This is a genomic window from Mesorhizobium silamurunense, assembly GCF_014843905.1.
Lineage (GTDB): Bacteria > Pseudomonadota > Alphaproteobacteria > Rhizobiales > Rhizobiaceae > Mesorhizobium > Mesorhizobium silamurunense.
Genome location: NZ_LPVS01000012.1, coordinates 49,951 through 70,351, shown reverse-complemented (window position 1 = coordinate 70,351; position 20,401 = coordinate 49,951). Strand labels below are relative to the sequence as shown.

Below are 20,401 nucleotides of genomic sequence, written 5' to 3'. Positions count from 1 at the left end.
ACTGTCCGCGACTTAGCGGAATCCCCGTCCGGCTTTTGCGAAATGCGCAGGTGCGCATAAGCGCGCTTATGCAGAGGTCTGCATAACAGGGATGGCCGGCCGTTCGGCGGACAATCGCCGCCGGCGGCGCTCTACTTTGCCTCGCGCGATCGGCGGCAGGAACATCCTGAACGCCATCTCAAGACCTTCACCGGCATCCTGCAGGCCTCTGCTTATGGCGGCTACAATGTCATTGTGCAGGGTCAGCCAAAGCAGCGCCAGGACCGCATAATCGATCTTGTCGGTGTCGATCTCCATCGCTGCAGCCTAACATAGACCGCACCCGCCGCGGCCCAGACCGGATGGATACCCTGCGCATATCGAAATCGGCCTTTTCCCGAATACCGCGACGAACTTGATCGAAATCGAATCCTTCCCGCTCGGCGATCTCAAACATATGCTTCCACGCCATGATCGCGAGCTTGGTCGTCTTTAACGTGCTTTCGCGACAATTTGCGATGTTCGCCACGAATTCCGCCAGCCAGCTGTTACCTGTGCCAACTTGCAGAGATCGACGCAGACTTAACATCGAGGAGCATCATGCCTTCCTCGCGGCATCCACGAAGGCGCTTCTATCGTGTCGGACATCAGATGACTCCCAATTCCCTGCCTACCTCCGTGAAGGCCTCGACCGCACGGTCAACATCCGCACTCGAATGTGCGGCGGACATTTGCGTGCGTATGCGCGCCTGGCCCCTCGGCACGACGGGGAAGGAGAATCCGATTACATAGATGCCGCGCTGAAGCATCTTCTCGGCCATCTGCTGCGCGAGGCTCGCGTCGCCCAACATCAAAGGGATGATCGGATGGTCCGCGCCGCCCATCGTGAAATCCGCCTTCGACATCTTCGAGCGGAAGCGGTCGGCATTGGCATAGAGCTTCTTGCGTAGCGCATCACCTTGTTCGATCAGATCGAAAACCTTCAGCGACGCCCCTGCAATGGCAGGCATGAGCGTATTGGAGTAGAGGTAGGGCCGCGAGCGCTGGCGCAGCCAGTCGATGACCTCGCGCTTGCCTGACGTATAGCCGCCCGACGCGCCTCCAAGCGCCTTTCCGAGCGTGCCAGTGATGATGTCGATGCGGCCCTCAACGCCGCAATGTTCCGCCGAGCCGCGCCCATGCCTGCCGACGAAGCCGACCGCATGGCTGTCGTCGAGGATGACCATTGCACCATATTTCTCGGCCACATCACAGACGCCGGCAAGATTGGCGATGATGCCGTCCATTGAAAACACTCCATCGGTCGCGATCAGCTTGAAGCGGCTGCCCTCGGCCTTCTTCAGTTCCTCTTCCAGCGCGGCTAGATCGTTGTTGGCATAGCGGAAGCGCCTGGCCTTTGAGAGCCGTACGCCGTCGATGATGGAGGCGTGGTTCAGCGCGTCGGAAATGATGGCATCTTCTTCGCCGAGCAGCGCCTCGAAAAGACCGGCATTGGCGTCAAAACAGGATGAATAGAGGATCGCATCTTCCATCTTGAGGAATGAGGAGATGCGCGCCTCGAGTTCCTTATGCTCTTCCTGAGTGCCGCAGACGAAGCGGACCGACGCCATGCCGTATCCATAGCGGTCGATCGCAGCCTTAGCCGCCTTCCGCAGATCTTCATTATCGGCGAGACCAAGATAGTTGTTGGCGCAGAAATTCAGGACTTTTCCGCCATCGGCGAGTTCGATCTGGGATGACTGCATCGATTTGATGACGCGCTCGGATTTGTAGAGCCCCACAGACTTCAACCCAGCTAGTTCCGCCGACAAATGCGCAATAAAAGCTTTCTGCATGGGCAACTCCGCAGGAACTGGACGCTCATCATCGAATGGTAGCGGCTGTCGATTCGCTCAACATCGCGCGCCACGAGGCCATGGTAACGGAGCCAACTGCGGGTCCGCCATATTCCACCGAGATTGCGACCGCGAGCAAACCGGCATCACCTTTCTCAGAAGATCGACGGGGCGGTCGCCTGGTCAAGATTAAGTCCTCGGCGCGTGGCGCGAGCTCAGCGGGCGCAGAAAGTTGACGCACACTCGCGATCGCGCTCGTCTTTCTACCGTTGGTTCCCCAGCGCAGGAGACGTCGGCGTGCATTGGGCTCCCACCAATCCAAGGCGGCGCCAGGGGCTTGCGTAACGACAGCTCATCGTCATCGTCACAAATCCGCTCGCCAAGTGGCTGTCGCGTGGCTCATTTCTGATCACGGATAGCTGACAGCAGTGGACCATGCCGGATCGTCGTGCTTTTGCCAGTAGAGGTCCATTAGTCGGCGGGTGACGGGTCCGACGCGCCCGTTGGCGATCGCCGCGTCGTCGATACGCGTCACGGGCATGATCCCGCCGGCAGTCGAGGTGATGAAGACCTCGTCGGCTCCTTTAATCTCAGCACCACCAATATCAGCAGCCGTGGCCGAGAGCCCAATGTTGGCGCAGAGATCGAAGACGGTCCGGCGCGTGATACCCGGCAACACCCCATAAGCAGGTGTCCTTAGGGATCCTTCCTTGACAACGAACACATTGAAGCCGGGCCCCTCCGCGATGTGCCCGTTCGTATCTACGATCAGCGCTGTCTCCGCCCCCCTATCGTAGGCGTCGTAAAGGCCTTTCACGAGATCGAGCCAATGATAGTTTTTGATTGCGGGATCGACCGATTTAGGCGGGATGCGGACGGTCTCGCTGATCGCGACGTGCAGGCCTCTTTCCAGCTGTTCCTTGTTAGCAACCGATCCAAATGGGACAGCAAACGCGATGAAGCGGTTCTCCGCCTGGCGGGGATCGCGGCTGAATGTCGGCGACGAACCGCGCGTGCAGATCATCTCCACATACGCCGATCTGTGGCCCGATAAAGCGACGCAATTGTTGAGAATTGACGCTATTTTCTCGCGATCATAGGGCAGTTTCATTCGCAGCCGTTCAATACCCCGGAAGAAACGCTCAAGATGCAAGTCTAACCGGAAGAACCTGCCGTTCCAGACATGCACCGTGTCATAGGTCGCGTCGGAGTGCAGGAACCCCCAATCGAGCACCGAGATTTTGGCCTCGGACATCGGCAGGTATTGTCCATCCATGAACGCAACCCCGTGCGGATGCCGACGTCGATCAACGTGATGCTCATCGAGAGGTGGAAGCGCGGCTATTAGCTGTGTCATCGGAGGTGTCATTCTTTTTCCTTACACCGGGGCGGTTGCTTTGGCCGCGCCGGACGATTTGGCAAATCACACCGTCCCGACGCAGGATCTACTACGCTCGTAGATCGCACGCTTCTCCAGTCAAAAGAGATCAATCTGATAGTGGATGCGCAATGGATACTTCAAAAAGCAGCCCGGAGTGATGGCTTCAGCGCAACCCGCCCAACGCTATTCCGCAACCCGCGGCTCGAACTTGACCATGCCGAGTTTGTGAAGGTAATGCCCAACATCCACTTCAAGGATGCGGAGCTTCTTGTGAACTGGGTGCGATCCATCAAGAGCGAGCGAGAGATCGCTTTACAAGCGACAGGCCGGCCAAATTGCCGAGCGCATAATGGCACTTGCCTCCACCCAGGCCGTCAGCCGCGGATAGCTCGGCGAGATCGGCCTTGGCCTCGTCGATCGCGCCGGTCATAGATCCATCGGTGTTCCTGCAGGCAGTCGTCGCCGTGCTTCCTCGGCAAATAATCGAGCGCATTCCTGAAGAAGTGCACCGTAGCAGCGCAACGAGGAAGTCCTTCCAGGCCAAGCGGCTTTCGCGATTGGCCATCTCCACCGCCAGGATCCGGCGCCTTCTGTCCCAGTTGATGCCGACCGCGACTAGCACCGCCTGGCTCATTGAGGCCGGCTTCGCGCACTTTCCCGCAGCGGGCGTCGAGGATGGGATGGCAAACGGCTCTTGCAGCGGCCGCTCGGCAAAGGGCCTTCAGACCAATAGAGTTACGTAGGCGTGTTGCTGCGTATGTCGACGAGGGACGTGGCCACCGCGAAGCCGCGCGCCGTTTCCACGTTTCGCCGCGCTTTGTGAACAATCTGATCAATCAGCGCATCAGACCGGTTCGCGCAGCGCGGCGACGGTCGCACCGGATATGTTGGGCTGAACGTGTCGATGGATTGACATTGTTGCCGGGCCGCCGATTGTCATTCCGTCGACCCGATGGTTGCCTGCGATCGTTTTGGCAAAGAGCCCGGGCAAGCCCGTCACTGCGAGGAACCCGAGCATCGTCTCGTAGTGGCTGGTCCTATGGATAGGCTGCAGCCACTGCGCTGCTCCAGCAGCGCAGTGATCTCCCGATCGTTATAAATGTACAGCGCTGTCCAAAATTCTGATTCAGGTGGCCTGATGCCTATCAATAAGCTCTTTCACCCTCTGTTTGCGGTGCATCTCAACGTGCGCCCAGCGTTCCCGTACTTCCACGCATTTCAACTGCTGGTCTCGAAAGAGCGTTTTTGCTACAGAAATCTGGCCGTCGGTTGAGCTTTTTCCGGGTCCTCCTCCGAACTGCAGAGCATCCCTGCACTCTTCAAGACTCTCCGGCAACACACCAGCGAGGTGGCTGGCCAACTCGCTTCGGCGCTCCGCAACGGAGCTATCCAGAGACTGACGCCTGGCGATCTCGCCAACTAGCGTGTGGGCCTTCCTGAAAGGAACGCCTCGCGACGCCATCCGTTCTGCGGCGACTGACGCCATCGGTGAGCCGTCTTCCAGATTGTCACGCATCGAGCGCACGTTGAAAGACATAAATTTTACAATGAGCGATGTGAGGGTGATGGCCCGCTTCAGGGCATCTTCTGCAAGGCCTAGTGGAGAGCAGCCGTAGTTGCTAGCTTCGATCGAGTTGCTGAAAGGCGATTTGCAGGTTGCTGTTGCCGCAGAAACATATGCGCCAAGCACGGTGCTTGCCGACCCCTTGATGTGTTCAAGCAGAAACGGGTTCTTCTTTTGGGGAAGCATGGAAGAGCCGCCGGCAAGATTGTGAGGAATGTCGATGAGGGCGAACTCGCGCGTCGTCCAAACCTGCAGGTCCTGGGCCACACGACTGAGCAAGATTGCAACGCCAGCGAAGACTGAAAGCCCTTGCAGATGATGATCGCGGCTTGCGACCGCATCAAGTGAGTTGAATGACGGTAGTTCGAATCCCAGAAGATTTGCGGTTTTCAAGGGATCTATAGGCATGCTGGTGCCTCCGCCCGCACCAGCTCCCATGGGGCAGTTCCTGATGTCTTCCACCAGGCAATGGAGGCGCTGGCGCTCGCGCCCCAGAGCGAAGAAAACGCTGAGCAGGTAGTGCCCCGGCGATCCGGGGAGTGCGATCTGATACTGACTGTACAACGGAGCCACAAGTCCCGATGCTTCCTCCACTCGCTGAAGCAGGGCATCTTGTGCAGTTCCTATCTGTTGCGAGATGGAACACGCAGCTTCCCGAAGGGTCAGGAGAGAAATGGTCGCGTTCAAGTCGTTGCGGGATCTTGCAAGGTGAAGCCAGCCGGCCTTTTCCGGGCCTACTCTGGCGGCAAGTTCGGCCTCATAGGCCAGATAGAGGCCACGCGGAGCATCGCGGCCCTGCAAAGACTGAAAGCCCTCTTCCTGGAGGTCCAAGACATGCTTCAGGAGATCGGCAGCGGCTTCCGGGCTGATCAAGCCCTGGTCCGCGAGCATCACCAAATGTGCTTCGTCTATGGTCGCCTGGTGGCGCAGAAGGCGACCGTCACGCGAGATTTCGATCGCCGGCGCTAGCAACTTCATCGCTTCGGGATGCAGAGTCCACCTGCCCTCGCTTGACCCAGCGTCCTGCTTGTTGCCCGATTCGCCAGCAGCCGTCTCGAGTCCACCTGCCCTCGCTTGACCCAGCGTCCTGCTTGTTGCCCGATTCGCCAGCAGCCGTCTCGATATCGACGACAATGGATTCGATCATCCCTTCAGCTGCCGCTGCAGCGGCGTTGAGTTCATCGGCGACGCCAACAGCATAGGCTACGCGGTCTCTGAAGTCGCCGTTTATTTGAACTTCCTCCCCCTCAGATTTCAGAAGCCCCGCTGCGGGCACTGTCGGCTCTGGATTTCGAGAAAAGCCCAGGCGTTTGAGCTTCCCGGAGTTGTGAGCAAGCCGGAAACGGATGGCGCCCGCTCTTGCGCCCGCCCGCGGAGGCGTGAAACCTTCTCCCGCGTAAAGTCTAATGACCATGTCAAGGATTGACGTGCCCAAGGCGTGCGAGAGCATGACTGGGATCATTCCTCCAGCCAGTCTGGGGTTGACCTCGATGATGACGGGGCCCGACTCCGTTATCACGAACTCCACATGAGCCGGTCCGAACTTCAGGCCCAGAGCCGACACCGCGCCCGCGGCAAAAGAGGCCAGTTCATGGCGGGATGGCTCCGGCAGCGGGGCCGGGAAGTCGTGCCCTACCTCGACGAAGCAGGGAGCCGGCCCCTTGTGCTTGGCAAGAATTCCAAGGCAATGCAGCACCCCATCGTAAGCAATTATCTCTGCGGAGTATTCTTTACCCTCTATATATTGCTGGATGAGGACGTCGGGACTGGGCAGATCCACTTGATCCAACAATACGTCCTTTGCACTCTCAAACGCCTTGATGGCGGCTGTGGCACTATCGCACAACCGCACGCCGCTACTACCGCTTCCGGAGACCGGCTTCACGACGACTGGCAGTGTAGCTTGGGCAAGAATATTCTCGACGTCTCTGATGGATGTGGCCAACCGAGTTTCAGGGGTCGTGATTGATTGTCGTTGCAACTCGGCCGCCTGCTTCCATTTGTTCCGGCATGTGGCTATAGCCTCCGAATTCGGTGCTGGTAACCCCATTGCCGTCGCGACACGTGACGCTGCTTCCACAAAATAATCCGACGATGAATATATTCCTGCCAGCCTTCTTAATTTGGCGGCGGCCGCGATGAGTTCATCCTTACTACGCGTGTCAGCTTCGATAACGTGAGCAACGGAGTCCTCGAGAAACGTATAACGTGCAGGATTGCGCGTAACGAGATACGGTTCAAAGCCCAGGACTTGGGCCCGCTTTATCAATAGTTCGCCAGTGCCCGTCGTGTTGCTTTCCACGAAAAGGAAGCTACCTCGGTTCAGCATGAAGAATGCTCCAGCGCGTTTAGGACAGCTTCCCGGCTTCTCCGATTCCAACGATATCGGTTCCATGGCGGGAGAGCGGTCGAGGGGTGATTTTCGGTTGCCGGCGCGTCCAGCAGAACACTTTCATTTAGACATGCGTTCTGCTTGAGCCACTCGTGGTCGTATGCAGCTTCGACGTAGCGGTGGCCTTCATCAGGACATATGACGACTACGGTCTCTCTTGGATACTGTCGAGCGCGCCAACGCCCAACGATGTAGCTCGCTCCGGAGGTCGGACCGGCGAAAACGGCGTGCCGCTCGTGGAGGGTTCGCGTTGCAGCAAACGCGAGCGGAGCCGAGATGAGATGCACCTCGTCATATAGTTCATGCTTCACGTTCTTGGGGACAAGACTGTTCCCCAGCCCCCGCAGTTTCCGTTCGCCATCCTGTTGGCCAAAAATGACGCTATTGAAGGTATCCACTCCAATCAGTCGCGCGCCAGGGGCTTTTTGGCGGAGTCGCTCTATCGTTCCGCAAGTGGAGCCGCCTGACCCCACAGAACCGACCAAAGTTACGTCGGCGTCCAACATCCCCGATATCTGATCGGCGAAGAGCTTATAGGCTGCGGGGTTGTCCGGTGTTTCGTATTGCCGGGGCCAGAAACAGGAGTGGCCCAACTGTCTCATTCTAGCGTGTAATGCGTCGAGGCGGCTTCTTTGAAAGCCACCCTGCTTCGCCTTTTCAGTTATTATGAAGACTTCGGCTCCCAAGGAGCTCAACCTGTTTTCCAGGCCTTTGTCCATCACTGGGTCTGTGAAGATTTCGAGCTGGAATCCGCGTTCCCGGCAAACTACGGCCAAACCCAGCGCGAAGGTTCCGCTCGAGGTCTCGAGAACTTTCATGCCGTGCGTCAAAGTCCCTTGAGCCAGCGCTTGCTCAATGATGTACTTCGCAGGGAGAAGCTTCATGAAGGCGAACTGCGCGAGATAAAGGTTTGTCTCACACCTAATAATGCTGGGGAGAGCATAGGCATCGGAATAGCCGGAAAATGGCAGGCGTTTGCGAACAGCGTCCATATTGCTTACCTCACCGGCAGCCAGTCATGGTCAGATATATTTTTGGCGAGTTGTCGAACGGCGATACATGGGCGAGCACGGACCGAAGCTTCCGTGGAAAGTCAGCCGCCATTCGATCAAGCAGGATTCCAATCATTGTGCCGCTGTGCGCGACTATGACCCCGAGAGCGTCAGTGGCCTCGGATGCTTTCAGCATCGAGTTCAGATGCTCCTTTGGAGCCCGCTCCTGATGCAGGAGCGCGCTGGCCGTAGCTATTCTGCCTATCGTGGCCGTGTCACCCTGCGGAATTGCTATCCGTGCGCGGTCGAGTAATTGATGATATTCTGCTCTGTGACTGGCGGAGATTTCCCCTCGCCGTTGATCATAGTCGACGGTTTCGACCGTCCCTCCTTGATCAATACCAACGATTGCAAGCGGCGGCATTTGCCCAAGGAAGGAGAGAAGGCTACATGCTCGCTGCTGATATGCGACCACTCCTGGGTACATCACCCCGTCGGATGGCTCGATCTCCGCCATTAGCTTCTCGATCAATGATGTCCGGACTCTACGCTTGAAGCAGCAGGCGATTGACCGTGCAGCCGCGACAAGATCCGCAGACGAACTCGCCAGCCCTTTGCCTTCGGGGAGCTCAGATTGCAAAAGGAGGATTCCTCCTGAGGCGCCGAGCGCCATCACGAGATTCTCAGCCAGTCGTTTTGCTTTGACTTTATGTGACGGATAAACGGTTACAGATCGTGTGCCTGCAATCGGCATGAAGTGAGCTCGCGCAAAGAGCGCGATGGGCATCGTGACCAAGAAGTGAGGGTCCCGGGGAACGGCGCCGACCGGTAACTGGCCTTGCAGCAACTCGCCGAATGTGCCGCAACAAAGAGCGTCGCTAGAATGAAGAGTGTCGCTAGAATGAAGAGCGTCGCTAGAATGAACCCTTGGCTGCTGTCCCTCCTCAGCGATAATCTGGGCCGCATCTGCGCCATCGAACGTCTGGTGATACATGTGTGGCCTCCAAACTTCATCGGCGGCCGCTTCGAGAAGTTCTCTAGTCGACATGCTCGCCCCGCTACCTGGAGGGTCGATAGGATGCGTAGAATTTTGGATCGCCATATCACTTCCCCCGTCAGGTACATTGAAGTGTGATTTGCTGCTACGGGACGAGACCTGGATCATCGCAACAGGGCTCGCGTTTCAGTCGGGATACTTTCAAGTACCTAGGGCGCTAGGTGCCTGACCCCGGACTTTGGGGTGAACCTACCATTGTCAGCGATTTTAGGTCGCAAAGATTCTGTGAAATTACTTGTAAGATCTGTTGCACCGTTTGATTACCGGCGGCGTGGCATGGTGCGTCTCAGCGAATTTCGGTGGCTGTGACGTCTAAGGGACGCCATTTTGAGCAGCGAGTGATCCTGCTTAGCGTACTGGTATCTGGTCGTCCAACGCGGTCGTTTAGGCCCCCCACGTACAGCGCGGGTCACCCGCGATCAGATGCCCGGCTTCGACGCACGCCCCGCCCGGATTACAGCGTCGCCCCCGCCGTGTCCGAGGGCATGCCCTAGCGCCACGCGATCCGTGCCTTCCGATCAGACCGCTCGGACCAGTCATTGACCTGCCAGCGCGTGACCCCGTGTCTGCGCGTTACCTCGGCACTCCAGCGCCGGGCGGAAGACTCTCCGCGACGATCCGCGCCTTCCGCCGTCGAACGCTGCCGCCACCCCGTCGGACCTTCGATTACCTCAAGCCGGCCAGCATACCGATAGGGTGTATCCACCGTGTGGATGCGTTCGATCAAAACAATCGATTTTACGAAGAGTAACGGACATGAAAAGACGTCGCTTCGGAAGGTGACGCCTACAGAGGTCTCCCGTCGCGCGGAAGATGGAGGCGAAGTCCTTCTGGATTTAATGCCGACGGCACACCACACTCGATGTAATCCGCACGCCTTCTTAACAGCATTCGAGGCGCAGATTCCAGCTAAGACGGTCATACAGGGTTGATTGCACCGCGATTGTAGCGCGCAGTAAGTCTTTCGCACGCGCCGCTGAATTTTCCTGTCCAGACGCTTCATCCACGGAAATATCAGAAATGAGTTCACCCCGGCGTACGGCATTCATTACAGGCATCACCGGCCAGGACGGCGCGTTGCTTGCCGAACTGCTGCTTTCGAAGGGCTACATGGTGCATGGCCTGAAGCGGCGGGCCTCGCTGATCGGGAATACCCAGCGTATCGACCACCTTTATCAAGATCCGCATGAGGACCATCCCGACATGGTTCTGCATTACGGGGACATGACGGATGCGACAAACCTGATCCGTCTCCTGCAGGAGACGCAGCCTGACGAAATCTACAATCTGGCTGCGCAAAGCCACGTGCAAGTCTCATTCGAGACCCCCGAATATACCGCCAATGCCGATGCGCTCGGCACGCTGCGGCTGCTGGAAGCGATCCGCATTCTTCGCCTTGAGGAAAAAACGCGATTTTACCAGGCCTCCACTTCCGAACTCTTCGGTTCGGTCCAGGCCGTCCCGCAGGAGGAGACTACCCCGTTTTATCCACGCTCGCCCTATGCAGTGGCGAAACTCTACGCCTACTGGATCACAGTGAACTACCGCGAGGCATACGGGCTCTATGCCAGTAACGGGATACTGTTCAATCACGAAGGGCCGACGCGCGGCGAAACTTTCATCACGCGCAAGGTGACCCGTGCAGTAGCTGCGATTATGGCCGGCAAGCAGGACTGCCTCTATCTCGGCAACCTGGAGGCAAAGCGTGACTGGGGCTCGGCCCGCGACTATGTCGAGGGCATGTGGCGCATCCTGCAGCACCACGAGCCTGACGATTTTGTGCTCGCGACCGGCGAGACGCATTCGGTCCGCAGCTTTGTCGAGGCTGCCTTCAGGCGGGTCGGGAAGGAGATCGTCTGGGAAGGCGAAGGCGTTGACGAGGTGGGCCGCGAACGCAGGAGCAACCAGGCGCTGATCCGTATAGATAAGCGTTATTTCCGTCCGACCGAGGTTGACCTGCTGATCGGTGATGCCTCCAAGGCGGCCACCAAGCTCGGTTGGAAGCCAAAGACCACGTTCAATGAGCTCGTCTCGGAAATGGTCGAGGCCGATTGCCGTGCCTACGGAATAACGCTCGATTAACGTTAAAAGATAATGATTTCGCTAGAGGGCAAACGCATTTGGGTCGCCGGCCACCGCGGCATGGGTGGGTCCGCGCTGGTGCGCCGGCTGTCCGGCTTTGCCCGAGGTAAAGATCCTCACGGTGGACAGTCGTGATCTCGACCTGACCGATCGCGCAGCGACGACCGCCTAGGCCTGGGCACAACGTCCCGACCTGGTTTTCATGACTGCCGCCAAGGTCGAGTCCTGGCCAAAAAACGAACGTCCGGTCAGCTTCCTCCAGGACAATCTCACGATCGAGCTCTCTACGATCGCGGCCGCATTCGGGCAGCGAGAAATTTTATGCTGCTCGGCTCGTCCTGCATTTACCCAAATTTGCGGCATAGCCGATCAAGGAAAGCGCTTTAAAAGGGACGTTGCCTGACCTGCCAGCAAGCGGTTTCCCGAATCGACGGTACGCTGCACACGGAAATCTACCCGAACTGGGCAACTGTCCATCGACGAAGGTGCGCGGCTTTGCCCCTTCTTAGAAAGCTTGCTCGCCACGATCCAGATGGTACTTTCGGTCGGTGAAGGCGAGTCGACCCGTGCCGGACCAATCGCCGCGGTGTCTTGATCTCTCGGTTTCGGATACTCCGCAAACGCTTCTATTAATATCCTTGGGTGCCCGAGAGGCACCGTCAACCATGGTTCAAGGAAGGCCGCTATGGCGATGGCAGTAAGGGACTCCGACTCCTACATCATCAAAGGGGGTAAAGAGGGCCGGGCGCGCCTTGCCGTCATTTCGCGCGTGCTGGCGCCTTCAACGCAATCGGTGCTTGATCGCTTCGAGCCGCTTTCGGATTCCACCGTGATCGACGCCGGCTGCGCGGGCGGAGATGTAAGCTTCGAGTTGGCGCAGCGGGTCGGGGCTAATGGCCGCGTCGTCGGCATTGACTTCGACGAAAGCAAGCTTGTGCTGGCGCGCGAAGAAGCCGCCGCGCGCGGCATCGGCAATATAGAATTTCACAACGCGAACATCCTCCATCCCTGGCCGGCGGACGGAGCCGCGCTGGTTCATGTCCGCTTCGTGCTCACGCATCTCGCCGATCCTGAACGACTCCTCGAACGGGCATGGGAGGCGCTCCTGCCAGGCGGCGCGATCGTTACTGAGGACATCGACTACGGCAGTCAGTTCTGCGATCCACCCTGCCCGGCTTTCGACCGCTACGCCGAGCTCTATGTCGAAGCGGCCCGTCGGCGCGGCGCCGATCCTTTCATCGGGCGCAGGCTTGTCCGCCTCCTTGAAGGCGTCGGGTTCGCGGATGTCGACTCAGCACTGACGCAGCCATACGGCCGACAAGGGGACGTCAAGAAGGTTCCGATGCTTACTTTCTCGGCAATCGCTAACGCACTGACGTCATCGGGTATCGCCACCAGCGACGAGGTCGGTCGTGTCACAGCCGAACTCGACGCCTTTGCTGCGCGGCCTGATACCACAATGTCTTGCCCGCGCATCTTCCAGGCTTGGGGCCGAAAGCCTGTGGGCGCTCAGTTCCGACCGGCCAAGAGCGCGGCGATAACCTGAGGGACCATAGCTGACAGATTTTCCGCAATGAGCCCCAGCCCGAGCGGCGAGCTGCCTCCGCACGCACGGGACGGCCGCGCGGCCACCTCAGAATGCGGCATCCTCTGGGCCAGAGAGCCAGCTAAGCGGCCTCGAACGAACTTTCAGCTCATCGCCGCACGGCAGGACGGCGTAATCGAAACTGTCGAGCGTCAGCCGTTGCGGAAGGTGTAGCCGTAACCGTTGATCGCCGGCGCGCCCCCGAGATGCGCGTAAAGGACCCTCGCCCCCTCCGGAAAGAAGCCTTTCTGGACGAGGTCGATCATCCCTTGCATCGATTTGCCCTCGTAGACGGGATCGGTGATCATTCCCTCGAGCCGCGCACACAGGCGGATGGCCTCCTTGGTTCCCTCGGACGGAATGCCGTAATGCGGGTGCGCGTAGTCCTCGAGCAACACCACGTCATCCTCGACGAGTTCCGTTCCGAGATCGACGAGCTTCGCTGTATGTTGGGCAATGTTTAGCACCTGCGCCTTGGTTTTGGCGGGGGTGGCAGAGGCATCGATACCGACCACATTGCGCTGTCGACAGTCCTTGGCAAATCCGACGAGCATGCCGGCGTGCGTTGAACCTGTGACTGTGCAAACGACGATGTAGTCGAAGGCAAAACCAAGCTGTTTCTCCTGGGCGCGCACCTCCTCCGCGAACGCCACGTAGCCGAGGCCGCCATTCGGGTGAACAGACGCTCCAGCTGGTATCGCATAGGGTCTGCCGCCCCTTGATCTGACCTCATCGAGCGCTTGTTCCCAACTGCGGCGGATGCCGATGTCAAAGCCCTCGTCGACCAGGCGCACCTCTGCTCCCATGATGCGGCTCAAGAGAATGTTGCCGACGCGGTCATAGACGGCATCCTCATGGGGTACCCAGCTCTCCTGAACCAGGAGACATTTCATGCCGATCTTGGCGGCGACCGCGGCGACCATCCGGGTGTGGTTGGACTGCACGCCGCCGACGGTGACGAGCGTATCGGCATTTGAGGCGATCGCGTCGGGGATGATGTATTCGAGCTTGCGCAGCTTGTTTCCGCCGAATGCAAGACCGGAGTTGCAGTCCTCGCGTTTGGCGTAGATTTCCACCTTTCCTCCTAGATGCTTGCCGAGGCGGTCGAGCTTCTCGATGGGCGTGGGTCCAAAGGTGAGCGGATAGCGTTCGAACTTTTCCAGCATGTTCTCTCCGGCAACACGTGATGAGCTGAAATTAGCTTGCACGGGTCATTCTAAGGAGGCGTGTTTGATTTGAGTCTTAGCTGCATCCTCCGACGTTCCACAAAAGGCCCTTCATTAGTTCCAGCCACCTTGTCATCGAGACCAAGCAACCCGCATGCCGGCGTGCTGCGATAGGCTGCCATTGCCTGTGGAACCGAAACCTGCATCTCCCGGATTAACTAGAATGACCGGATTGCGGTCGCCTCTGCCCATATCGAGCAAAGCGCCCCTTGACCGAGCCGCTCAATGTTCGTGGTTGATCCAAAGTGGCGTTAGCACTGACCTTGTCATGGCGTCTCAAGGCAGCAGCAGCGATATGGCTAGCGTTTGATCGACCTGGAGCACATCTGCAGATTCATTCCTCGCCTCATCATAGTCTGGCGCCTAGGATCCAACTTCCTTGTAGCTGCCGAAATGCTCAGCCCTTTCGCCCGCTCTGCTCGACCGCCAGATCAGAAAGAGCACGCTTGCGAAATACGCCACTTGGAGGAGCAGCGAACAGGCCAGCGTCGTGAAGACTGCTAGGCGGATGGAATGCGAGGCGAAGTAGACAGTCAAAGCGTTGCTGCACAGGGCCAGCCACAGGACGCGACAAAACATTCTAAAGGGCAAGGCCGTTCTCCTTGTTTTGTCTCGTCAGATCATGCAGCGACCTTGTCGGCCGCAACATGCGTCTGGCAGTTCTTCGGGCAGACGCGGGCGCAGGCTCCGCAGCCAATGCAGCGGCCGGCATGGTCGACGACCATGATCATGCGATTGAGCTCGCCATCGAAGTCGTCGTCCTCGCCGCCGCAGGCGCCGAGGATTTCACCCGCGTCATCGACGCCGTAAAGATGCATGACCTCGTGCGAGCAGACCTTGAAACAGCGGCCGCAGCCGATGCAGGTCGTGCCGTCTATAGCGGTGAGATACTCCGGCATCCATCCGGAGCCGTCGCGGGTGGTGAATGTGCTCCTCATCGTAAGTTCTTCATTGCAGCGAGCTCTCTCTTGGCATCATCCAACTCGGCAAAAACGGCGTACGTTTTCTCGGCAACTTCCTCTATCTCAGTCCATTTTACGGGAAGATCCTCTGCAAGGTCGCGCAATTTCATCTTGGCAGCTGCCGCGCGCAGCTGAAGCTTTCGGACTTTCTTCCCCATCTCATCTAGGTTTGACATAAATCCTTCCTCGAATCGGTTTCTTCACGCCCGTGCCACGTCAGGATAGGCCGCAAGGCTGCAGTCGCATCGTCGACCAGTTTCGTACCGGCCTCCGCGAGTTTCCGGTACGTCTCGAAGCCGAACCGGTGGACGTCTCGACAGAACGACCAACCGCCGGACCGCGAAAAGCATGCGCCCGAAGCCCTCATGGGTTTCACTGGCGATGTCATCAGGCCGGAGCGCTCCTCGATCGCAAGCCCCACAGCGGTGTAAAACATATCAAGCCTCCACAGCACGTCAGGATCGGGATCGTCGATGACAGGGATCGCACGGCGCTGTTCCGTGGTGACGATGAAGTCGGCCAGAAGCTCGGCGTCCGATCTGCCTTCCCATGAGCCGTAGGAGTCCTGAGCACGGATCAGCCGCACGAGGCATTTGACGAACGGGGTGGCAAGGGCCGCCTCGTCCTCCGCGACAGCAGGGCTAACCGCGGCGTCAGACATTTCGCCTATTCCTCACTTCAGTCCTCTTCCTCGAAGGATGATTTCTGTTTTCGGGGACGCCTGCTTCGGGCACATTTGCGCAGCCGACGTCCGGCTTGTGGCGGCTGAGTCCACGCAATTGATGTCTCTGTGGCCGACCTTGAACACGTCCTCGACTGCGAGGTCTTCCACTGCGGTGCGAATTCGCGTCGAAACCCACTGCCGCCGCGATGCGGCCGGAGGTCATCGCAAAATTCGAGCCTCGCAGCCGCTGCAAAAGATCCACCAGGTGCTGCATAGACCCTGGTTGCAGCGGCCACGCCGGAGAAGTGGACGAATTGGCCAGTAAACATTCCGACCATCACTCCTTTTTATGTTTTCTCCTCGGTTTTATGTTTTTCCTCGTCCGGCCGCGCTTTGGCACCTTCGGCACCTTCGGGAAATTGTTTTGCGGAGCCGCACAGAGGGCGCCGTAACAAACCTTCTCACCCTTGTAGTTGGCCAGGGCCTGCAGCAAATCCGGCAGAAGGTGCTGTTTCAGTTCGTCCGGGACAGGCTCCGGACCGTCCAGCGACTTCAGTGCCAGCTCGACCAACTCGATCGCGCGATCTTTGCTGCCGCTCTGGTGATAGTACCGAGCGACCGCCGGATAAGACTGGAACTTACGGCCGTCGCCTTGCGGGGGATTCAGGGCCAGGATCTGTTCGGAGAGCTCCTTGCCCATCGCAAAGCGCTCAACAGGAGGAAAGCGCGAATGGTCAAGGTTCGGATGGAAGAGTTGGTCTAGCGCTGCAATCATCCAATGCTCGGAGTTTCTGTCGATCGCGTCGCGAGCGAATTGGCGCATGACGGGCAAGCCGGCCTGCATGTCGCGCATTTTGTGAAGCACCAGATGCGCATGAGCCTGGCGGAAATTGAGGTTGTCCGGCAGCAAGGCGATGCCCTCTTCGATCGCCGAGAGCGCCGTCTTCCAATCCTCTTTCTCGACAGCCGCGCGAAATCTGTCATTGATCGGCTTCTTCAACGCTTGTTCGCGCGCTATGGGTTCGTTCCTGGCGATCCGCTCGGTATCGGCGGCTTTCGCTTCATCGCTGGCGCGCCAGCTGCCGTTAAGCACTTTCGGCAAGACCTCATCGAGTTTCATCGGGTGACCGATAAAGGCGATGTGGCCGTCTCGGTCGACCACGAAGGAGGCCGGAATCCCGACAGAAAAGCTGGGTTCCATCCAAAGCTTGTTCATTTCGCCAGTGTGGTCGAACGCGATCCGATAGTTCAGATTCGAGCACTTTTCGCTCACCCACGCGTCCAATTTGGTTCGGGCCTCATCGGCCGTTGGAGCGTCTTCAGAAGCCGCGACTCCGACGATCTCAACCCCGCTCTCCCTGTATTGCTCCTGCAGCTGCACCAGATGGGGCATCGCCGTCACACATGGTCCGCACCAAGTTGCCCAAAATTCGACGATGTACACTTTGCCAGGCTGGAAGTTTGCGAGGGGCTCGCCACGCAGCCAGTCCTCGACTTTAATCGAAGGAGCCGGGGACTCCATCTGCAATACCATGTTGCTCTCCAAAGCTATTGCCAAAGGTTGCGCGACCTTATGCGCGAGCTTGTTTTCCCCCTAAGAGAGGGGCACACGGGTTCAAGGAAAGGAGAACATCGCTCGTCTCGCGCGTCTGCATGCAATCAGCCTTCACTCAGTGTTGTCGCATCTCAATTCGCAAAGGCCGTGCCAGAGGCCAAGCGTGCAGTAAGTGCATGATTAGGCTTTGAAAAACCGCCATGTGCTCGAGATGGTCGGTTGTATTGAACCCGACATGTTTTCTACCTCTGTCAGGTTTTGGACATGCATCACGCGCCTCCCGTCGCCAAAAAAAGCGTGGCCACGGACGACTAAACATGTATTCGGGCTGAGGGACGAGCAGATGGACATTATGACCGCGTTGTACCGCCAGGCTCGTCATCGATGTCCGCTTGACGCCACCTGTCGTGAGTTTCTTGCCGTTCTGGTCCCTGAGGCGGCAGAGGATCTCACCATTTGCGATTGCGAGGGGCCGCTCCATCCGAGCCTGTGCCCTGCCCTCTTACGGGCCGTTGAATTTTGCTGGCGACATAGGAGTGCTTCGACGAAGCCGGGCCAGCTGCGGCTCGCGAATGCCGCCATCGTCAGATTGACGATGATAATGACGAAAAAGGCCAGGAAGAGTGCCGGCATCTGCCGCCCGGGGAACTCTCCGCACTTACTGCTTTGTGTCGTTATCTTCTGTGTCCCCTGTGCTCAGGCGCTACAGGGACGCCTGGTGCGAATGTGAGCGGTGTCGGAATTGACCAGCCCAAAGACCGCCCGCCCGGTCGCCACGCGGCTCGGCCGGGCCGACTGAAAACGCTGAGGATGCTGCTGTCCTTCGCCGCTACTGCTACCGTCCCAGGCGATGATAACGTGATGGATGCCATCGATTCCGGCCGACTACGGCCAAGAGCAAGACCGTCCCGACTCTTCGTTGAGGGCCCCGGCCACGGCAAGGTCATTGCGTTGTTCAGCACCAGCTGCCGTGAGCAAGAGATCTGATCGCGCGCATGCGAATGCCGCTACAGGTCCGAACTCGAGCTGCCGCGCCGAAACGACTCTCCTTCTCGGCCTGGCGCCGCCCTGCGAAACCCTGGTTTTTTGACTGCATTGAAGAGCGCCTGTACCTCTGCGCGGCCGGTCTCCGCGTTGCGGAATCATCTCGGACCGAGCGGAACCCCCGACAGCGCGCTAGAGAGGTCCGGGATGATCTCGGGCACGCGCCGATTGGCTGCGAGGAGCTTCGCGAAATTTCCCGCGTTCGCCGCGACCTTTCTTGGAATTGGCATTAGGATCGGTGAGCCAGGGGAGTAGAGCTTCGAACAGCTCGGTGCTCCCCTGGATCCAGTCAGCGAGCCAAAAACAGCGGCAATCTCGGCTTCTCAACGATCCATCTCGTCACGCCCCCAAACAGCCGCTCACGCAGCCGGCGGCTGCCATAAGCGCCCATGACTATCATGTCGGCAGACGTGTCAATTGCATGCTGCGCAAGCACCGCGGCTGCTGGTTTGCCCGCGCTCGGTAGCCGGCCGACCGATACCCGAGCACCATGCCGAGTGAGATAGGCAGCGATGTCGGCTCCCGGCTCCGCGCCGTTCCCTTTGTAGTTCGCCTTCGGATCGACCAGGACGACACACACTTCCTGAGCAGCGCATAGGAGACCCAGCGCTTCCCGAACCGCACGGCACGCCTCGAGTCGTGAATCCCAACCAACCAGGACGCGCCGTGGCCACAGGGTCGCCTCAGCGCCGTTCGGCACAATAAGCACCGGCTTTCCCGTATCGAATAAGCTGCCGTTTATAGCAAGAGGTCCGAGAATACTGTCGTTGAGAAGTGCGGGGCCAACAATTGTCAGGTCGGCGCAAAGCGCCCGCTGTCGCACCACCTCACCCACATCGGTCGCATCGCAATAATCGGTATCGACGTCATAGGAAAGGCACATGGCTCTCAGCAGCTTTTGGATATTCTTGGAGCGTTTTTCCTGTCTGGCCACCTCCTGTGAAAACCTATCGATTTGCCGAAACCGATTGTTCAATCTGGCAATTGCCTGTCCACGTCCTACAGGCCACTCGGGGACACCATCTCCGATCGGCAGAGGCGACATAACCAGCATCGGAGGCGGTACAATCAGTACGGAAAGGTGCGCGCCGACTTCGGCACACAGGCCGGCAGCAGTTCTGACATCCTGATCGGAATGGTCAGCGCCGGTCACACAAAGTACGCTTTTAAAACCCATTTTGCCTGCTTCTTCCTGAGTCTTCGTTAGGGGCGTTTCAAGCCGCAAGACCGGCTCACAGCGCGACGGAAAGGGAGTGGCACCACACCCGGCACTTGATTCAGCCGTCCGGCTTCTCGAGCGAGTAGCCGGCCGACCGGACGGTGCGAATGACGCTGCCGGGCGAAGCCGTTTTCAGGGCTTTTCTGATCCGGCTGATATGGACATCGACGGTGCGTGGTTCGACATGGATGTTGTCCCCCCAGGCCCTGCCGATAAGCTCCTCCCGGCTGAAGACCTTGCCGGGAGCTTCAATCATAAGCCGCAGCACGTTGAACTCGATGAGTCCGAGGTGAATGTCGTGGCCATTGCCGCGAATCCGGCGGGCATCCACCTTCATCTCGAGGCCGCCACAGGTGAGCCAGCCGCCGTTTTCAAGACCATTTGCGCCCCGCTTCGGCAGCGCCAGCCTCGCCCGTAGACAGTCGAGCAGCTTGGCCGGGTCGATCGGCCGCACAAAGATCTCGTCAATGCCAGCTTTCAGGAGATCGAGGTGCTGGTCCTCGGCGCCGCGCGCGATCAGGGCAATAACGGGCAGGTCGGCCGTCCGCGGCTCCTCCTTGAGCTCCGCGCAGATTTCGGACCCGGTTATGCTTGCTGGCACGCAGTCCAGCACGACGGCGTGGAACTCCCGTTGTTCGGCCAATACAAATGCTTCCTTCGCGCAGCCTGCCTGCTCACTCGCGAAGCGGTCCGCCTCCAGAATGTGGCTATAATTCAGATAGAACTCCGCATCTTGCGAACAGATCAGGACGAGTGGCTTCATCGGCGCTACCCCAAGAGCCCCCTCATCGACCTGGCCCGCCTCGGCTTCCGTGGGCTGGCTATCGCGCTCGCTCAAGATTGTCATGGCCCCCCTTGCTCGAA

Annotated in this window: 17 protein-coding genes and 3 pseudogenes; 3 read left to right on the top strand and 17 right to left on the bottom strand. The window is 58.7% G+C overall.

The window, feature by feature from the left end; genetic code table 11:
• Nucleotides 1-87: 87 nt before the first annotated feature.
• Nucleotides 88-234: pseudogene (locus AU465_RS38000) on the top strand (IS66 family transposase); the annotation flags it as partial.
• On the opposite strand, the pseudogene AU465_RS37995 reads toward AU465_RS38000, so the two are convergent.
• The 9 genes and pseudogenes from AU465_RS37995 to AU465_RS03150 all read right to left on the bottom strand — a co-directional run.
• Nucleotides 229-297 (bottom strand): annotated as a pseudogene (locus AU465_RS37995) (DUF6429 family protein); the annotation flags it as partial. The pseudogenes AU465_RS38000 and AU465_RS37995 sit on opposite strands and share 6 nt — an antisense overlap.
• 329 nt (nt 298-626) lie before the next feature.
• The gene (locus AU465_RS03175) at nt 627-1,814 is read right to left on the bottom strand and encodes a glycine C-acetyltransferase (RefSeq protein WP_192243950.1); all 1,188 of its coding nucleotides are present in this window, start codon (nt 1,812-1,814) and stop codon (nt 627-629) included.
• A gap of 409 nt (nt 1,815-2,223) precedes the next feature.
• The gene (locus AU465_RS03170; RefSeq protein ID WP_376774808.1) at nt 2,224-3,183 is read right to left on the bottom strand and encodes an aminotransferase class IV; all 960 of its coding nucleotides are present in this window, start codon (nt 3,181-3,183) and stop codon (nt 2,224-2,226) included.
• 301 nt (nt 3,184-3,484) lie between these two features.
• A complete protein-coding gene (locus AU465_RS37630) occupies nt 3,485-3,625 on the bottom strand; it encodes a hypothetical protein (protein WP_376774807.1) in 141 nt (46 codons plus the stop codon).
• Nucleotides 3,570-3,877, bottom strand: a pseudogene (locus AU465_RS03165) (transposase). The gene AU465_RS37630 and the pseudogene AU465_RS03165 overlap by 56 nt, the downstream one beginning before the upstream one ends.
• Nucleotides 3,878-4,321: 444 nt before the next feature.
• Complete coding sequence (locus AU465_RS36120) at nt 4,322-5,752, bottom strand: lyase family protein (RefSeq protein WP_246505829.1); 1,431 nt, start codon at nt 5,750-5,752, stop codon at nt 4,322-4,324.
• Complete coding sequence (locus AU465_RS36115) at nt 5,700-7,139, bottom strand: ATP-grasp domain-containing protein (RefSeq protein ID WP_246505826.1); 1,440 nt, start codon at nt 7,137-7,139, stop codon at nt 5,700-5,702. Before AU465_RS36115 ends, AU465_RS36120 begins: the two co-directional genes overlap by 53 nt.
• A complete protein-coding gene (locus AU465_RS03155; protein WP_192243948.1) occupies nt 7,082-8,143 on the bottom strand; it encodes a cysteine synthase family protein in 1,062 nt (353 codons plus the stop codon). Before AU465_RS03155 ends, AU465_RS36115 begins: the two co-directional genes overlap by 58 nt.
• A gap of 10 nt (nt 8,144-8,153) precedes the next feature.
• On the bottom strand, nt 8,154-9,137 hold the full coding sequence (locus AU465_RS03150) for a GHMP family kinase ATP-binding protein (RefSeq protein ID WP_246505825.1): 984 nt from the start codon (nt 9,135-9,137) through the stop codon (nt 8,154-8,156).
• 1,083 nt (nt 9,138-10,220) lie between these two features.
• Between AU465_RS03150 and gmd the strand changes: the two genes are divergently transcribed.
• A complete protein-coding gene (gene gmd, locus AU465_RS03145) occupies nt 10,221-11,282 on the top strand; it encodes a GDP-mannose 4,6-dehydratase (RefSeq protein WP_192243944.1) in 1,062 nt (353 codons plus the stop codon).
• A 685-nt stretch (nt 11,283-11,967) separates the two neighbouring features.
• Nucleotides 11,968-12,828, top strand: a complete 861-nt coding sequence (locus AU465_RS03140) for a methyltransferase domain-containing protein (RefSeq protein WP_312891180.1) — start codon at nt 11,968-11,970, stop codon at nt 12,826-12,828.
• A 191-nt stretch (nt 12,829-13,019) separates the two neighbouring features.
• Here AU465_RS03140 and AU465_RS03135 read toward each other — a convergent pair whose 3' ends face one another.
• The 8 genes from AU465_RS03135 to AU465_RS03095 all read right to left on the bottom strand — a co-directional run bounded on the left by AU465_RS03135 (nt 13,020) and on the right by AU465_RS03095 (nt 20,384).
• Nucleotides 13,020-14,033, bottom strand: a complete 1,014-nt coding sequence (locus AU465_RS03135) for a 1-aminocyclopropane-1-carboxylate deaminase (protein ID WP_192243940.1) — start codon at nt 14,031-14,033, stop codon at nt 13,020-13,022.
• A gap of 423 nt (nt 14,034-14,456) precedes the next feature.
• Entirely contained in the window at nt 14,457-14,672 is a 216-nt protein-coding gene (locus AU465_RS03130; RefSeq protein WP_246505827.1) for an exopolysaccharide production repressor protein, read from the bottom strand.
• 41 nt (nt 14,673-14,713) lie between these two features.
• Nucleotides 14,714-15,031, bottom strand: coding sequence for a ferredoxin III, nif-specific (fdxB, locus tag AU465_RS03125; protein WP_192243936.1), 318 nt, complete (start codon nt 15,029-15,031; stop codon nt 14,714-14,716).
• Nucleotides 15,028-15,231, bottom strand: a complete 204-nt coding sequence (locus tag AU465_RS03120) for a CCE_0567 family metalloprotein (RefSeq protein ID WP_192243934.1) — start codon at nt 15,229-15,231, stop codon at nt 15,028-15,030. Before AU465_RS03120 ends, fdxB begins: the two co-directional genes overlap by 4 nt.
• The gene (locus tag AU465_RS03115; protein ID WP_246505824.1) at nt 15,219-15,716 is read right to left on the bottom strand and encodes a NifX-associated nitrogen fixation protein; all 498 of its coding nucleotides are present in this window, start codon (nt 15,714-15,716) and stop codon (nt 15,219-15,221) included. The genes AU465_RS03120 and AU465_RS03115 overlap by 13 nt, the downstream gene beginning before the upstream one ends.
• A 340-nt stretch (nt 15,717-16,056) precedes the next feature.
• Nucleotides 16,057-17,253, bottom strand: coding sequence for a TlpA disulfide reductase family protein (locus AU465_RS03110; protein WP_192243932.1), 1,197 nt, complete (start codon nt 17,251-17,253; stop codon nt 16,057-16,059).
• Nucleotides 17,254-18,607: 1,354 nt separating this feature from the next.
• A complete protein-coding gene (locus tag AU465_RS03100; protein WP_192243956.1) occupies nt 18,608-19,495 on the bottom strand; it encodes a universal stress protein in 888 nt (295 codons plus the stop codon).
• A gap of 100 nt (nt 19,496-19,595) precedes the next feature.
• Nucleotides 19,596-20,384 (bottom strand): winged helix-turn-helix domain-containing protein, encoded by a 789-nt coding sequence (locus AU465_RS03095; RefSeq protein WP_192243928.1) that lies wholly within the window; start codon nt 20,382-20,384, stop codon nt 19,596-19,598.
• Between the last annotated feature and the right edge of the window lie 17 nt (nt 20,385-20,401).

Bases quoted from the DNA above. Each gene is read 5' to 3' on its own strand.
- AU465_RS03175 (WP_192243950.1), bottom strand. From the start codon at position 1,814: ATGCAGAAAGCTTTTATTGCGCATTTGTCGGCGGAACTAGCTGGGTTG.
- AU465_RS03170 (WP_376774808.1), bottom strand. From the start codon at position 3,183: ATGACACCTCCGATGACACAGCTAATAGCCGCGCTTCCACCTCTCGAT.
- AU465_RS37630 (WP_376774807.1), bottom strand. From the start codon at position 3,625: ATGACCGGCGCGATCGACGAGGCCAAGGCCGATCTCGCCGAGCTATCC.
- AU465_RS03155 (WP_192243948.1), bottom strand. From the start codon at position 8,143: ATGGACGCTGTTCGCAAACGCCTGCCATTTTCCGGCTATTCCGATGCC.
- AU465_RS03150 (WP_246505825.1), bottom strand. From the start codon at position 9,137: ATGTATCACCAGACGTTCGATGGCGCAGATGCGGCCCAGATTATCGCT.
- gmd (WP_192243944.1), top strand. From the start codon at position 10,221: ATGAGTTCACCCCGGCGTACGGCATTCATTACAGGCATCACCGGCCAG.
- AU465_RS03140 (WP_312891180.1), top strand. From the start codon at position 11,968: ATGGCGATGGCAGTAAGGGACTCCGACTCCTACATCATCAAAGGGGGT.
- AU465_RS03135 (WP_192243940.1), bottom strand. From the start codon at position 14,033: ATGCTGGAAAAGTTCGAACGCTATCCGCTCACCTTTGGACCCACGCCC.
- AU465_RS03130 (WP_246505827.1), bottom strand. From the start codon at position 14,672: ATGTTTTGTCGCGTCCTGTGGCTGGCCCTGTGCAGCAACGCTTTGACT.
- fdxB (WP_192243936.1), bottom strand. From the start codon at position 15,031: ATGAGGAGCACATTCACCACCCGCGACGGCTCCGGATGGATGCCGGAG.
- AU465_RS03120 (WP_192243934.1), bottom strand. From the start codon at position 15,231: ATGTCAAACCTAGATGAGATGGGGAAGAAAGTCCGAAAGCTTCAGCTG.
- AU465_RS03115 (WP_246505824.1), bottom strand. From the start codon at position 15,716: ATGTCTGACGCCGCGGTTAGCCCTGCTGTCGCGGAGGACGAGGCGGCC.
- AU465_RS03110 (WP_192243932.1), bottom strand. From the start codon at position 17,253: ATGGTATTGCAGATGGAGTCCCCGGCTCCTTCGATTAAAGTCGAGGAC.
- AU465_RS03100 (WP_192243956.1), bottom strand. From the start codon at position 19,495: ATGGGTTTTAAAAGCGTACTTTGTGTGACCGGCGCTGACCATTCCGAT.
- AU465_RS03095 (WP_192243928.1), bottom strand. From the start codon at position 20,384: ATGACAATCTTGAGCGAGCGCGATAGCCAGCCCACGGAAGCCGAGGCG.